We start from the raw sequence: 15,118 nt of genomic DNA on the forward strand, positions 1-15,118 counted from the left end.
GGTTGACACACTGCTTTCGCGAGCAAGCCCGCTCCCACAGGGACCGCGGTGTTTTCATAGGAGTCATCACAGGCATGTCCTCTGCTTACAGACCGTGAGCCATGGCTTTGTCGATCAGCCAGTTCAGCGAGGGGCCACGGTCGCTGGTCACTTCCACCGGGCGGCCGGCGTAGGTGCTGTCCAGCGGTGCGTCAGGCTTGATCTGCACGCGGATGTCGGAGGACAGGTCGGCGCTGTTCAGGCTGGTGCTGCTGACGATGGTGCCGGTGCGGACCTGCTCTTCGTCGGCCACCTGGAAGCTCACCGGCGTACCTGGGCGCACGTCGGCGAACTGGCGATAGGTGAAGCGCGCTTCCACATTGGCCAGGCTGCCGCGTGGCACCAGTTGGAAGATCACGTCGCCTTTGCTGGCGTATTGGCCGTCGGCGACCAGTTGCTGGGCCACCACGCAATCGCAGGGTGACGTCAGGGTGCCGGTCATTTGTTTGCCGAACAGCTCTTCAACCTTGGCCGGTTGCAGTTGGTCTTCGTCCAGGTGGCCCTTGAGCACATCGAGCATGCTGGTGCTGAACGTGGCGAGCGGCGCGCCCTTGGCGGCCACCGCGTCACCTTTGAGCAGGCTCTGCACGGTGCCGTCGCGGGGCATGGTCACGTTCATGCCCGGCACGCTGACCAGGCCCGCCTGGGCATGGCTGACGAAGTACATGCCGTACACCGACTTGAACACGAAACCGAACGCGGCCAGGCCGACGATGAAGATGCCAGCGCTGAAGGTTACTGCACGCAGGCGACCGAAAGCAGTCATGCCGCTGCCACTGTCCTTGACCTTGCGCGCCTTGGTGAAGTTGTCGCGTTGCAGGGTCGCCAGCACGTCGCCCATGGTCACGATGTCGCCGGACAAGTGCGAGGTGATCAGGTGGCGCAGGGTGGAAATATCCTGTGGTTCCAGGTTCTGGAACTGGCAACCGGTGCGGCCGGTCTGGCGGTCGTAGGAGCGGATCTGCAGCTCCACGTCCATGGCCAGGCCCAGGTTATCGATCACGAATTGCAGGCGGCCCTTGTGCACTTCGCCGACGGTCAACGGCTGGGTGGAGGTGAAGGCCAGGCCGCCGGCAGACAGGTCGATTACCCGTGCTTCGGTCGGTGTGCGGTCAGTGTTGAAGAAGCGCAGCTTGGCCGGGATTTTTACGCGGGCATGCTGGCGCTGGGCTTCGGATTCGTGGACAACGTTGACGTTTGCTTGGCTATTCATCGGTGTAATTCCTAGGTTAATTCAGGCTTGGCAGGGTCAGACCATCATCAGCAACACGGCGACGAAAATGCTGCCGGCGGAGAAGGTCATGGTCCGAGACGACCAGGTGTTGAACCAACGTTGAAAGCTGGCCAAATCGCGGGTCAGTTTGGTGTCCTGGCGGGTCCAGGACTGTTGATCAAGGCGGAAGAACACGTAGATCTTCACCAGCGCGCCCATGATCTGGTTGTAATAGAGAATCACTGGGTAGGCCGGGCCGATCTTGTGGCCGGAGCACGACAGCAGCAGGGTGAGGATCAGGCGGGTGATGCCGATCCACAGCAGGTAGGCGAGGATGAACGCGCCGCCGTACTTGAAGGTGGCGATGATCGCCACCGTCAGGCCGAGCAGGGAGGTCCACATCGACACACGCTGGTCGAACAGCACGATGCTGGTGAACAGGCCGAGGCGGCGAACACCCAGGCCCAGGGCACGGGAGTTCTGGCGCAGGTTGTTGCCGTACCAGCGGAACATCAGCTTGCGGCTGGCCTTGATAAAGCTTTTTTCTGGCGGGTGTTCCACGGTGTTGATCGCGGCGTCCGGCACGTAGAAGGTGTCGTAGCCCAGGCGCATCAGGCTGAACCAGCTGGACTTGTCGTCACCGGTGAGGAACTTGAAGCGGCCCAGGCGCCAGTGTTGCAGCGAGTCGCTTTCCACGTCGGCGATAAAGCCGGGGTCGGTCACTACGCTGGCACGGAATACCGACATGCGACCGGTCATGGTCAGCACGCGCTTGGACAGGGCCATGGAACACATGTTGATGTGACGTTGGGCGAAGCGCAGCTTGTGCCATTCGCTCATGATGTAGCCGCCACGCACTTCGCAGAATTCGTTGGTGGTGAGGCCACCGACGTTGCCGAACAGCTGGAACCACGGCACGGTCTTGCGCACCACGCCTTCGGCGAGCACGGTGTCGCCATCGATCACGGCGACCACGGCGCGGTCATCCGGCAGGTGGCGGGAGATGGCGCGAAAACCGAACGCCAGGCCGTCACGCTTGCCGGTACCGGCGATGCGCACGAAGTCGAGCTTCACGTGTTCCGGCGGGTTCATGCGTTCCCACAGGCTTTTCACCAGCAGTTCATCGGACATTTCCACCAGCGAGCACACCACGGTGGTGGGGAAGCCACATTCGATGGCTTCGCGGATCACCGAGCTGTAGACCTGCGCGGTGGTCAGCGCGTCGATACGAAAACTGGTGACCATCAAAAACACATGAGACGGGTCGGCGGCCTTGCCCAGTTTGCGCACTTTGCGGCGCAGGTGCGGGTAGACCACGTACAGGAACAGCATGCCGCGAAAGAAATGCGTAGCACCCATCGAGTAGCGCCAGATACCCACGGCGCCAATCAGGAAAATAAAATTCTTCGACTCCGAGTCGAACGTACTCGCCGGCAGCAGCAGGGCGAGTCCCATCAGCAGGCTGAGGAAGAACAGCCAGCCGGCGGATTGCAGCAGTACATGTTTTAACTTGGACATAAGCGTCATCCGAAGGTGAAGGAGGTTCCAGGCGGCAGGCGCTGGGGATGGGAACGCCTGCCGCTTGAAACTTGCCGTTGCTGTTACCAGCAAATGCCTTCGGTACGACCGGTCGCACAGGTGGCCTTGGACATGAAGCCCACCAGGTCGATCACTTGCTTGCCGTGTGGAGCGTTCTGCGCCAGGGCGCGGAATTTCTCGTCGCGGTTGCCGAGGATGATCACGTCGGAGTTGTTGATCACATCATCGAAGTCCGAGTTGAGCAGGGACGACACGTGGGGGATCTTGCCCTCGATATAGTCCTTGTTCGCGCCGTGGACACGAGCGTATTCGACGTTGCTGTCGTAGATGCTCAGGTCGTAGCCCTTGCCGATCAGCATTTCGGCCAGGTCAACCAGTGGGCTTTCGCGCAGGTCGTCGGTACCGGCCTTGAAGCTCAGGCCCAGCAGGGCGACTTTGCGTTTGTCGTGGCTGGAAACGATGTCGAAGGCGTTCTGTACCTGGGACTCGTTACTGCGCATCAGCGAGTTGAGCAGCGGCGCTTCCACGTCCAGGGAGCCGGCACGGTAGGTGAGGGCGCGCACGTCTTTGGGCAGGCACGAACCGCCGAAAGCGAAGCCTGGGCGCATGTAGTACTGGGACAGGTTGAGGGTCTTGTCCTGGCACACCACTTCCATCACTTCACGGCCATCGACGCCGACGGCCTTGGCAATGTTGCCGATCTCGTTGGCGAAGGTCACCTTGGTGGCGTGCCACACGTTGCAGGTGTACTTGATCATTTCGGCAACGGCGATGTCCTTGCGGATGATCGGTGCGTCGAGTTCTTCGTACAGCGACTGCAGGACATCGCCGGAAGCTTTGTCGAGCTCGCCGATGACGGTCATCGGTGGCAGGTCGTAGTCGGCGATGGCGGTGGACTCACGCAGGAACTCCGGGTTGACCGCGACGCCGAAGTCGACACCGGCTTTTTTGCCCGAGCAGTCTTCCAGGATCGGGATCACCACGTTGGCCACGGTGCCTGGCAGCACGGTGCTGCGCACGACGACGGTGTGACGGGTGGCTTTGTCACGCAGGACAAAACCGATCTCGCGGCACACGGCTTCGATGTAGTCCAGTTCCAGGTCGCCGTTTTTCTTGCTCGGTGTACCGACGCAAATCATCGACAGGTCAGTGTCACGGATGGCGTCGGCGAAGTTGGTGGTGCCGCGCAGTCGACCGGTTTCGATCCCTTGGCTCAGCAGTTCACCCAGACCCGGTTCAACGATTGGCGATTTGCCCGCATTGATCAGGTCGATCTTTTCCTTGGAGATGTCTACGCCAACCACTTCGTGGCCACGGGCAGACAGGCAACCGGCACACACTGCGCCAACGTAACCCAAACCAAATATGCTGATGCGCATCGCATTTACCTCTTGTCATTGAAGACGATTTTAATCATGCCAATTAGATGGCCGGAGTTCATGTTTGCAAGCGTCACTGTTGCCGCGAAAGTTAGACGAATAGACGCCGACTTACCGCGTACAGGCATGTTAAATAGCGAGTGACTAACTATTGCACTCAAGTTGTGCGCAACTTGGCCTTGTTATTGGGGCTTGCCCTGAAATGCAGCCGGACTACCTTGGAGAAGGGCCCGGCGCCGGTGCCGCAGGGGTTGGATAGAGGCTGAAAGCCTTTAACTATCAATCACCTGGGTGTCACCACCGACACATTTAGGTAAGCGCTGCCTTGGCCTATAGGGGATAGCAACCAGTCCTTATCGCCGCCCTCAACTCAATTCAGTTGATGATATGACCCGTGAGTCAAAGTTGATGGGGCAACTTTGCTACTTCCTTGGGTCGCTATGTAAGTCATCTCCTACAGAAACAGAGAATTTCGTTACCGGTGGTATGAGCCGTGCGTTTTGACGAAGTTCCAGGCCGCTCATCCTGTTTCCGGAAATTTCTTGAAATATTAGGAAAGATGGCACTGGTACTATATTGATAGCACTTGCTATTTGGGCCAGTAGTTGTGGGGAGTTGGTGCGGGGGGATAGTTTTGTGCCACTACTGTTTAAAAAAAGTGGTGCCACTACGAAAAAAAATGAAAATTGTCGAGTGAAAGATTCGTTAGGAATGCGTCAAGATATTTTTTGACGCCAAAATAATGGCGATTCGGAGGGCGAAATACGATTAAAAAATGTGGGAGCTGGCTTGCCTGCGATGGCGGTGTTGAATTCACCGACGCTATCGCAGGCAAGCCAGCTCCCACATTTGAACATCTGTGCTTTCGAGGGCTTTATTCCGGTGCGTGATCGCGCAAGAACACCAGGTTGTCGGGCTTGGACTGCTCCGCATTGAAGCGATAACCCTGCACGTCGAATTCCTTCAGCTTGGCCGGGTCGTTGATGCGTTCTTCGATCACGAAGCGGCTCATCATGCCCCGGGCCTTCTTGGCGTAGAAGCTGATGATCTTGTACTGGCCGTTCTTCAGGTCCTTGAACTCGGTGTTGATGATCCGCGCGTTCAGGGCCGTGCGCTTGACCGCCGAGAAGTACTCATTGGATGCCAGGTTCAGCAGCACGTCGTCACCTTGCTCGGCCAGGGCTTCATTCAGCCACTCGCTGATACGCGTGCCCCAGAACGCATACAGGTCTTTGCCGCGCGCATTGGGCAGCTTGGTGCCCATCTCCAGGCGGTACGGCATCATCAGGTCCAGGGGGCGCAGCAGGCCGTACAGGCCCGAGAGCATGCGCAGGTGGTCCTGGGCGTAGGTGAAGTCGGCATCGCTGAAGGTTTCGGCATTCAGGCCGGTGTACACGTCGCCCTTGAACGCCAGCAATGCCTGCTTGGCGTTGGCGGGGGTGAAAGCCGGGGTCCAGCTGCCGAAACGGGCGGCATTGAGGCCGCCGATCTTGTCGGACACGTGCATCAATTCGCTGATCTGCGCCGGGCTGAGCGTGCGCAACTGCTCGATCAGTTCCTGGGAGTGGTCCAGGAATTGCGGCTGGGTAAAGCGCTCGGTCGCAGGCGCAGTCTCGAAATCGAGGGTCTTGGCGGGGGAAATCACCGTCAGCATGAAGTCGTCTCCTTAAATCGTGCGGAGATTCTAGGGGGTTGAGGCGTTCGACTCCACCTATCACGCCAATAGACGCGCAATCGCTGGGCGTGGTGGATCGGCTATAGTGGCCGACGACTCTGGAAAGGGAGACCCTTTGTGCGAATTGCGCTTTTATTGTCCGCCTGCCTGTTTTGCCTGGGCGCCCAGGCAGCACCCGTGGACGTGGCCAGCCTGGACCGCGGCACCTGGCCTGAAAAGCTCAGCAGCCCCGCGCTGTTCGATGTGGCCTCACGCGCCGAAATCCTGATGTTCGCCCACAGCCTGCTGGCCAGCGAAAGCCAGGACGAGACTGCCCTCAAGCAACGTCTGGGGTTGAAGATCATCAACCTGGCGGCCATCGACGACCTGCGCCGTCAGCTGTGGCAACGTTTGCTGGAGAACTACACCTTCGCCCAGCAGAGCTGCGAGGAGGACGCCTCGTTCTGTTACCTGGTGGAAAACATGGACGACCTGCGCGAGCAGGCGGGCAAGTTCGAAGTCAGCGAAAACTCCTTCTATATAGGCTGGGCCGGGCCCAGTCATCACTTTCACGAACGCTACCTCGACGAACTGCTGCGCAAGGCCGCGCTGTTTCCGCAGATCAGCAGCGAAGTCGCGCGTTTTGGTGACCATGAACGCAATGGCGACGAACTCAACGACCGCCTGTTCCTGCTGACCTTCGACGGCGGCCCGGCGCCGGTCAGCGGCAACACCGACTGGCTCACCGATTACCTGCGCAAACAGAAAATGAACGCGACCTTCTTTGCCCTCGGCAGCAGCCTGCAGACCCGCGTGGAACGCAGCTCTGCCGCTGATGTGCAGGCGTTGTACCAAGGGCAGTGCGTGGGCATCCAGGGCTGGCAGTACCGTTCCCACAGCCACTGGGTCGACTGGCAGAGTTCCATTACCCGCACGGCCTCGCTGGTACAGAACCTGATGCCGGAGAACTACGTGCCGCTGTTTCGCCCGCCCTATGGCCAGCGTCGAGCGGACAGCCAGGGGTTCTTCCAGTCCCAGGGTTTGCAGGTGGCGTTGTGGGACATCGACTCCCAGGATGACCCGGGCAAGCTCAAGCCCGACGAGTCGGCGCAACGGGTGCTGACGTTGATGCTGCTGTGGCGCAAGGGGGTGATTGTGTTCCACGACACCCAGGACAAGGCGCGGGTGGCATTGCCTTTATTGATGCAGGCAACGGCGCAAAGCGGGCTGGGTTGGCAGGACTGTCGGGAGGCGTTTCGCTGAAATCACGAAGTGCCCGGCCCTGTTGGGGATGAGGCATTTTTGGGGTGATTTTCGAGGGTGTTTCGATGCAGGCGGACTTCCGACTTTAACGGGGTCGCTGGCACTCGGCTAGTGCTATTCGTCATCCTGAAAAATAAACTTCAAAAAAGCGTCAAAGTGCTTTTTCCTGTCATGGCTTTTGCGGTATTACGAAGTCAGATCGCCGAAACCTGCAACACAGGTGGCGTCTTCCAAGACTCCTCATGTGGGCACTGCACTTGACGTCACTTAAGGTGCAGTCGGTGGTCGAATCGAGGCGCAGCACCGCCCAGGTATTGCGTCGAATGGCTCCCACAAAGGTGACCGAGTATGGATGATCATGGACGTAACCCTTCTTCCGACCAGCCAATCCTTTATGTGCTTGATACCAACGTACTGATCCACGATCCAAACGCGCTGCTTAACTTCGAAGAACACCACGTCGCCATCCCGATGATCGTGCTTGAGGAGCTCGACAAACTCAAAAGCGGGCACCACAGCGTGGCCGCCGAATGCCGCCAGGCCATTCGCCTGATCGATAAAACCTTGGGTGAAGCCTCACCCGAAGACGTTGAAGTCGGTGTGCCGATCCAGCGTGGCAAAGGCGGGCCCAAGGGCTTGCTGTCGATTCTGATGAGCAAGCGCAGCGAGCCCAACAGCCTGCTGCCGGAAAACCTGAACGACAACAAAATCATCAACCAATTGATCGACCTGCACGCTCGCGACAAGGACCTGCGCGTGGTGCTGGTGACCAAAGACATCAATATGCGCCTCAAGGCACGAGCGTGTGGGATCGCTGCCGAGGACTACAGCACCGACCAACTGGTCGACGACGTGTCGATGCTTTCCCGGGGTTATCACATGATGACCGGCTCGTTCTGGGACCGTGTCAGCAAGGTCGAAACCCGCCAGGGCCATGGCCGCACCTGGCACCAGGTGCAACTGATCGACAACCTGCCGGCCGTGCATATCAATGAATTCATCGTCGACGAACAGGGCTTCGTGGGCTGGATCAAAGAGATCCAGGTCGACAAGCTGCTCATTCTCGACCTGCATCAGGAACCCCTGTTGCACCAGGAAGCCTGGGGCCTGAAACCGCGTGATATCTACCAGAGCCTGGCGCTGTATGCGCTGCTCGATCCGGACATCCACCTGGTCAACCTGACCGGTGCGGCCGGTTCCGGTAAAACCATTCTCGCCCTGGCTGCCGCCATCGAGCAGACCATGGTGACCAAGCGCTATCGCCGCATCATCGCCACCCGCAGCGTTCAGGGCCTGGACCAGGAAATCGGCTTCCTGCCCGGCACCGAGGCGGAAAAAATGGAGCCGTGGCTGGGGGCGATCACCGACAACCTCGAAGCCTTGCACATGGATGACGAAAACACCCATGGCAGCGTCGACTACATCCTCAGCAAAGTGCCGTTGCAGTTCAAATCCCTCAACTACATCCGAGGTCGCAGCTTCCAGCAAAGCCTGATTTTGATCGATGAATGCCAGAACCTTACGCCGCACCAGATGAAAACCATCATTACCCGTGCCGGCGCCGGTTCCAAAGTGGTGTGCCTGGGCAACCTGGCACAGATCGACACCCCTTACCTGTCCGCGACCAGCTCCGGGCTGACCTACCTGACGGAACGCTTCAAAGACTTCCCGAACGGCGTACACATTGCGCTGCAAGGGGTTCCTCGTTCGATTCTGGCTGAATACGCCGAATCTCACCTGTAACCACTACCCACTGTAGGAGCCGGCTTGCCGGCGATGGGGCCCTTGAGGACGCCATCGCCGGCAAGCCGGCTCCTACACAATCAGCGCTGCGCAAAACTGACCCACGGGTTTACAATCGCTGCTCCTGATCAGGAGTATCCCTGTGCTGACTCATCTCGATTCCCAAGGTCGCGCCCACATGGTCGACGTCACCGACAAAGCCGTGACGTTCCGTGAAGCGGTGGCCGAAGCGCGGGTGCGCATGTTGCCCGAGACCCTGAAAATGATTGTCGACGGCGCCCACCCCAAGGGCGACGTGTTCGCCGTGGCCCGCATTGCCGGGATCCAGGCAGCGAAAAAAACCAGCGACCTGATCCCCCTGTGCCACCCGCTGATGCTGACGGGCGTCAAGGTGGAACTCAGTGCCGATGGCGTCGATGCAGTGCACATCCTGGCGCGCTGCAAGCTCTCCGGTCAGACCGGCGTGGAGATGGAGGCCCTCACGGCTGCCAGCGTCGCCGCCCTGACCCTCTATGACATGTGCAAGGCGGTGGACCGCGGCATGACCATCGAAAACATTCGCCTGCTGGAAAAGCTCGGCGGCAAGAGCGGACACTTCAAGGCGGACCAGGCATGAGCATCAACGTATTGTTTTTCGCACGTTACGCCGAAGCAGTGGGCTTTGACTCACTGGAAATGGAAGGCGATTTCGCCACCGTCGATGCGGTGCGGCAGGCCCTAGCGAGCGACCCTGAGTTTGCGGTGCTCAACGAAACCAGCCTGATGTGCGCGCGCAACGAAGAATTGTGCAGCCTCGATGAACCGGTGCAAGCCGGTGATGAAGTGGCGTTCTTCCCGCCCGTGACCGGGGGCTGACCATGGCCATTCGTGTGCAGCCCCAGGCGTTCGATCCGGGTGCCGAAGTCAACGCGATGCACGCAGCCAATGTCGGCGTGGGCGCGGTGGTGAGCTTTGTCGGCTATGTGCGCGATTTCAACGACGGCCTCGATGTGGCGGGGATGTTCCTGGAACATTACCCCGGCATGACCGAAAAAGCCCTGGCCAAGATCGCCGTGGAGGCCGAGCAGCGCTGGCCGTTGCTCAAGCTGGAAGTGCTGCACCGCATCGGTGCCCTGGAGCCGGGCGAGCCTATCGTCTTCGTCGCCGCCGCCAGTGCCCATCGCCAGGCGGCGTTTGATGCTTGTGCATTTGTGATGGATTACCTGAAGACCCGTGCGCCGTTCTGGAAAAAAGAAAACACCAGCGCAGGCCCGCGCTGGGTAGACGGGCGCAGCAGCGATCACGCCGCCGCAGATCGCTGGAAATAACCCCCTAGTCACGCCGGTGAGCTCCCACATTTGGATCTGCCGCGTTTTAGAGAGCGTGGCGAGTCAATCTGCCGGGGGAAAGCATCGCCTCAGTCAGTCCCATGCCGATAAGCGCTTCGGGCAACGGCTCCCCTAGCACCAGCGCCGCGCTGGCCTGCCCCATGGCTGGCGAGGTCTGGATGCCGTAACCGCCTTGGGCGGCCACCCAGAAGAACCCCTCCCGCTGCGGATCAAACCCGCACACCAGGTCGCCGTCACTGACAAAACTGCGCAGCCCCGCCCACGTGCGGGTCGGGCGGCGGATGGTCAAGGTGGTGGCTTCTTCGATGTGGTAGATGCCCATGGCAATGTCCAGTTCTTCGGGCTGCACGTCGTGGGGGTCTACCGGGTCGGCGTTGGCGGGTGAGCCCAGAAACATGCCGGCATCCGGCTTCATGTAGAACGAACCGTCCAACGCCGCCAGTTCGGGCCAGGCATGGATATCCACATCGCCAGGCGGGGCGAAGGTAAACGCGCTGCGGCGCTTGGGTTGCAGGCCGATCGGGCGTGCACCGGCAAAGGCGCCGATCTGGTCGGCCCACGCGCCGGCGGCGTTGATCACCACCGGCGCGGTGAACACTTGATGAGCGGTGTGTACCTGCCAGCAACCCTGGGTGTCGCGGTGCAGCTGCTGTACTTCGCTGTTGGTGTGGATCTCCCCGCCATTGCGCCGGATACCGCGCAGGTAGCCTTGGTACAGCGCGTCGGTGTCGATATCGCAGACGGTCGGGTCGTAGATCGCGCCCTGTACTTTTTCCGGGCGCAGGATCGGCATCATCTCCAACGCGTCATCGGCGTCCAGCAGGCGGGTGGCGGGCACCAGTGCCTTGGCGCTCTGGTACTGGCGCTGCAGTTCCTCGGCATCACCGATCAGGTCGACGATGATTTCGCCACGCGGTATCAGCAAGGGATGCTCGGTGAACCCGGCAGGTGGATGGTCGAAGAAGGCGCGGCTGCCCAGGGTCAGGGCGCGTACCTGCGGTGTGCCGTAGGCGGCAATGTAGAGCGCGGCGGAGCGGCCGGTGGAGTGGTAGCCCGGCATCGACTCGCGTTCCAGCACGATGACGCGGGCGTGTTGCGACAGCCAGTAGCCGGTTGAGGCACCGGCAATGCCGCCGCCGATGATGAGGTAGTCGGCGTGGTTCATGGCTCCTCCTGGAATCCTCACTTGAAAGCACCGCCAAACAACTCTGGAAGCTGGCTGCATTCCAAAGCAGGAACCCGATCCACTGTAGGAGCCGGCTTGCCGGCGATAGCTACCTCAAGGCCAGCGGCGATCTTAGGGCCCTCATCGCAGGCAAGCCAGCTCCTACAGGTTTACCGCTTTCCAGCTTATGGGCGTTTGCGCTCGACAGGGCGCAACAGATGCGTCGGCGGCGTTTCGCAGCTGATCTTGCGGCCCAACAGCGCCTCGATCGATGGCAACTGGTACGAGTCATCTTCCCCGGCAAAACTGATCGACACACCCGCAGCGCCCGCACGACCGGTACGGCCAATGCGGTGCACGTAATCATCCGGCACTTCCGGCAGGGTGAAGTTGATCACGTGGCTGATGCCGTCGATGTGAATCCCGCGGCCCGCCACATCGGTGGCCACCAGCACGCGGATCTTGCCTTCGCGGAAGCCTTCCAGCGTCTTGATGCGCTTGTGCTGCGGCACGTCGCCAGACAGTTGCGCTGCGTTGACGCCGTCGCGCACCAGGCGCTCTTCGATGCGGCGCACTTCGTCCTTGCGGTTGGCGAATACCATCACGCGCTCCCAACCATTGTCGTTGACCAGGTTGTAGAGCAGCTTGTATTTGTCGGCGCCGGCCACGGCGTAGATGTGTTGCTCGACGTTTTCGCTGGCCACGTTTTCCGCTTCGATCTCAACGATGGACGGGTCAGTGGTCCATTGCTTGGCCAGGTTCATCACGTCATCGGTGAAGGTGGCGGAGAACAGCAGGGTCTGGCGCTCGGATTTTGGCGGGGTTTGGCGAATGATCTGACGCACTTGTGGGATGAAGCCCATGTCGAGCATGCGGTCAGCTTCGTCCAGCACCATCACTTCGACCATGTCCAGGTGCACGTCGCCGCGCTGGTTGAAGTCGAGCAGGCGGCCCGGGGTGGCGACCAGGATGTCGCAATGGCGCGCTTCGAGGTGCTTGAGCTGCTTGTCGAAGTCCATGCCGCCCACGAACGTCATGACGTTGAGGCCGGTGTACTTGGTCAGATCGGCGGCGTCCTTGGCGATCTGCACCACCAGCTCCCGGGTCGGGGCGATGATCAGCGCGCGGGGCTCACCCATGTAGCGCTCTTTCGGCGGCGGCGTCTGCAGCAGCTGGGTGATGATCGAGATCAGGAACGCGGCGGTCTTGCCGGTGCCGGTCTGGGCGCGGCCGATGGCGTCTTTGCCGGCGAGGGTGAAGCCCAGCACCTGCGCCTGGATCGGCGTGCAGTACGGGAAGCCCAGGTCCTGGATGGCGTGCATCAGTTCCGGGGCGAGTTTGAAATCATGGAAGCGGGTCTTGCCTTCCTGGGGTTCGACGACAAAGTCTTCGAGTTTCCACGGCTTGACCGGTGGTTTGGGCGCACGTTCACGGCGTGGCTTAGGCGCTGGCGGCGCGGCTTCAGCCGGTTTTGCCTGCTCAGGCGGTGTCACCGTAGGCGTTTCAGGCTGAGCGACAGGTGCAGTCCGATCGGGCTGTTTACCGTCATTGCGGCTGCCAGCAGTCGGGGCAGGGGCAGTGGGAACAGGCGCGAGCGGCTCGGCCTCGCTTTTGCCGAACATCTTCTTGAGTGCTTCGAGCACGGTGATCTCATTAATTGGTTAAGGAATGTACGCCGGCCAGTGTAATGCAAGAATCGGGCGCGGCGTAGTGTGTCTGTCATGTGGCTACATAATGTGTGGTTTTCAGCCCAGGCGAGCGGTCAACCAGGCACCTATGTCGCGTATCTCTTCGGGTAACACTTCGTGGCCCATTGGGTATTCCTGCCATGTCACGGTGACACCACGGCTCTTCAAATGCTCGTAGGCGCTGCGCCCCATGGCGTTCTGGACCACCTCGTCATATTGGCCGTGCAGGCACAGGGTGGGAATGCGTTGCTGGCTGGCGGACAACTCCAGCTCGTCACCGAAGGTGGGGGCGTAGGTGGAGAGGGCGATCACGCCACCCAACGGGCCTTCCCAATTCAGGAAAGCGGTGTGGTAGACCACGGCGCCACCTTGGGAAAAACCGGCGAGGAAAATTCGCGAAGCGTCTATTCCGGTCCTCTTCTGCGCTTCGATCAGATCCGTGACCGTCTTCGCCGACACCTCCAGCTCTTCCAGGCTGATGGAGCGGGCCGGGCTCATGGCCTTGATGTCGTACCAGCTGGGCATCTCGTAACCGCCGTTGATGGTGACAGGACGGGTCGGCGCCTGGGGCAAAACGAAGCGCGTGCTCAGCAATGTTTCCTGCAGGGCTTCGGCCACCGGCAGGAAGTCGTAGCGATCGGCACCCAGGCCATGCAACCAGATAACGCAGGCGTCTGCGGGCTTGGCGGGCTGAAGAATCAAGGGTTCGGTCATGTCTGCTCCATATATGTGCGTGCGCGCCGATTGAGTGCGTCGGAACGGTGCGCGACGGGTTGATCTGTTAAGAGAATGTCGCAAGGTTGAATCTTTTTCTATTGACCATGGGCTGAAACGACTCAGCCGGCACTCTGGTACGGGCCTTGCTATGTGTAGGTCGATGTCAGAACTAACCCAGGACGGTAACACTATCAGTGACTGCCGCTTGTGGGATAGCAACTGGAATTATTGCGAAAACCTCACGCCGCTCGACCTAAAAAAAGCCAACACGGGTCGATATCGCCTCATAAGGGTGCGCTGGGGTTCTAGCTCCGACACAACAAGAGCAAAACTGGAGGTTTGAATGAAGGTATTGAAATCCACCCTGGCCATCGTGTGTGCGGCGGCCGTGCTGGGTGTTAGTGGTTTCGCCCAAGCCGGCGCCACCCTGGACGCCGTGCAGAAGAAAGGCTTTGTGCAATGTGGCGTGAGTGACGGCCTGCCGGGTTTCTCGGTACCGGATGCCAGCGGCAAGATCCTGGGGATCGACGCTGACGTATGCCGCGCTGTAGCCGCTGCCGTTTTCGGCGACGCTACCAAGGTCAAATTCAGCCAGTTGAATGCCAAGGAGCGTTTCACCGCGCTTCAGTCAGGCGAAGTCGACATCCTGTCGCGTAACACCACCATGACCAGCTCCCGCGATGCGGGCATGGGCCTGAAATTCCCAGGCTTCATCACCTACTACGACGGTGTTGGCTTCCTGGTGAACAACAAGCTGGGCGTGAAAAGTGCCAAGGAACTGGACGGTGCAACCATCTGCATCCAGGCCGGTACCACCACGGAGCTGAACGTTTCCGACTACTTCCGCGCCAACAACCTCAAATACACCCCGATCACCTTCGACACCTCCGATGAAAGCGCCAAGTCGCTGGAATCCGGTCGTTGCGACGTGCTGACCTCCGACAAGTCGCAGCTGTTCGCACAGCGCAGCAAGCTGGCTTCGCCGAAGGACTACTCGGTTCTGCCGGAAACCATTTCCAAAGAACCACTGGGCCCAGTCGTGCGTAACGGCGACGACGAGTGGCTGGCCATCGTGCGCTGGGTTGGCTACGCCATGCTCAACGCTGAAGAAGCCGGCATCACCTCTAAAAACGTTGAAGCTGAAGCCAAGTCCACCAAGAACCCGGACGTTGCGCGTCTGCTCGGTGCTGACGGCGAATACGGCAAAGACCTGAAACTGAAAAAGGATTGGGTTGTACAGATCGTCAAGCAAGTCGGTAACTACGGCGAAGTCTTCGAGAAAAACCTCGGCAAGAGCACCCCGCTGGAAATCGACCGTGGCCTGAACGCGCTGTGGAACAACGGCGGCATTCAATACGCACCACCTGTGCGCTGATCGCTGATGGTTCTG

At 60.1% G+C, this 15,118-nt stretch carries 13 protein-coding genes; 6 read left to right on the top strand and 7 right to left on the bottom strand.

Annotated features, from left to right (window positions below; genetic code table 11):
* Nucleotides 1-85: 85 nt before the first annotated feature.
* From HX803_RS20020 to yaaA, 4 genes are all read right to left on the bottom strand, one after another.
* A complete protein-coding gene (locus HX803_RS20020) occupies nt 86-1,252 on the bottom strand; it encodes an alginate biosynthesis protein Alg44 (RefSeq protein ID WP_178922815.1) in 1,167 nt (388 codons plus the stop codon).
* Nucleotides 1,253-1,288: 36 nt separating this feature from the next.
* Complete coding sequence (gene alg8, locus HX803_RS20025) at nt 1,289-2,770, bottom strand: mannuronan synthase (protein WP_162276396.1); 1,482 nt, start codon at nt 2,768-2,770, stop codon at nt 1,289-1,291.
* An 83-nt stretch (nt 2,771-2,853) separates the two neighbouring features.
* The gene (locus tag HX803_RS20030) at nt 2,854-4,170 is read right to left on the bottom strand and encodes a nucleotide sugar dehydrogenase (protein ID WP_178922816.1); all 1,317 of its coding nucleotides are present in this window, start codon (nt 4,168-4,170) and stop codon (nt 2,854-2,856) included.
* Nucleotides 4,171-5,044: 874 nt separating this feature from the next.
* Nucleotides 5,045-5,824, bottom strand: coding sequence for a peroxide stress protein YaaA (gene yaaA, locus HX803_RS20035; RefSeq protein ID WP_178922817.1), 780 nt, complete (start codon nt 5,822-5,824; stop codon nt 5,045-5,047).
* Between the two features lie 138 nt (nt 5,825-5,962).
* Between yaaA and HX803_RS20040 the strand changes: the two genes are divergently transcribed.
* The 5 genes from HX803_RS20040 (at nt 5,963) to moaE (ending at nt 10,137) form a co-directional block, all read left to right on the top strand.
* Nucleotides 5,963-7,087 (top strand): polysaccharide deacetylase family protein, encoded by a 1,125-nt coding sequence (locus HX803_RS20040; protein ID WP_178922818.1) that lies wholly within the window; start codon nt 5,963-5,965, stop codon nt 7,085-7,087.
* Nucleotides 7,088-7,435: 348 nt separating this feature from the next.
* Nucleotides 7,436-8,830 (top strand): PhoH family protein, encoded by a 1,395-nt coding sequence (locus tag HX803_RS20045; protein ID WP_178922819.1) that lies wholly within the window; start codon nt 7,436-7,438, stop codon nt 8,828-8,830.
* 142 nt (nt 8,831-8,972) lie between these two features.
* Nucleotides 8,973-9,446 carry a cyclic pyranopterin monophosphate synthase MoaC gene (gene moaC, locus HX803_RS20050; protein ID WP_178922821.1) on the top strand — a complete coding sequence of 158 codons (474 nt, stop codon included), beginning with the start codon at nt 8,973-8,975 and terminating at the stop codon, nt 9,444-9,446.
* Complete coding sequence (gene moaD / locus HX803_RS20055; protein WP_178922823.1) at nt 9,443-9,685, top strand: molybdopterin converting factor subunit 1; 243 nt, start codon at nt 9,443-9,445, stop codon at nt 9,683-9,685. The genes moaC and moaD overlap by 4 nt, the downstream gene beginning before the upstream one ends.
* A gap of 2 nt (nt 9,686-9,687) precedes the next feature.
* The gene (gene moaE, locus HX803_RS20060) at nt 9,688-10,137 is read left to right on the top strand and encodes a molybdopterin synthase catalytic subunit MoaE (protein WP_178922825.1); all 450 of its coding nucleotides are present in this window, start codon (nt 9,688-9,690) and stop codon (nt 10,135-10,137) included.
* A gap of 46 nt (nt 10,138-10,183) precedes the next feature.
* Here moaE and HX803_RS20065 read toward each other — a convergent pair whose 3' ends face one another.
* From HX803_RS20065 to HX803_RS20075, 3 genes are all read right to left on the bottom strand, one after another.
* Nucleotides 10,184-11,323: an FAD-binding oxidoreductase gene (locus HX803_RS20065; RefSeq protein ID WP_178922827.1), complete on the bottom strand. Its 1,140-nt coding sequence runs from the start codon at nt 11,321-11,323 to the stop codon at nt 10,184-10,186.
* Between the two features lie 185 nt (nt 11,324-11,508).
* On the bottom strand, nt 11,509-12,972 hold the full coding sequence (gene rhlB, locus HX803_RS20070) for an ATP-dependent RNA helicase RhlB (RefSeq protein WP_259172024.1): 1,464 nt from the start codon (nt 12,970-12,972) through the stop codon (nt 11,509-11,511).
* 96 nt (nt 12,973-13,068) lie between these two features.
* Complete coding sequence (locus HX803_RS20075; protein WP_178922832.1) at nt 13,069-13,725, bottom strand: alpha/beta hydrolase; 657 nt, start codon at nt 13,723-13,725, stop codon at nt 13,069-13,071.
* A 346-nt stretch (nt 13,726-14,071) separates the two neighbouring features.
* Here HX803_RS20075 and HX803_RS20080 point away from each other — a divergent pair, with 346 nt between their 5' ends.
* Nucleotides 14,072-15,103: an amino acid ABC transporter substrate-binding protein gene (locus tag HX803_RS20080; protein ID WP_178922834.1), complete on the top strand. Its 1,032-nt coding sequence runs from the start codon at nt 14,072-14,074 to the stop codon at nt 15,101-15,103.
* The last annotated feature ends 15 nt before the right edge of the window (nt 15,104-15,118 follow it).

This window comes from Pseudomonas sp. P7548, assembly GCF_013386585.1.
In the GTDB taxonomy this organism is placed as follows: domain Bacteria; phylum Pseudomonadota; class Gammaproteobacteria; order Pseudomonadales; family Pseudomonadaceae; genus Aquipseudomonas.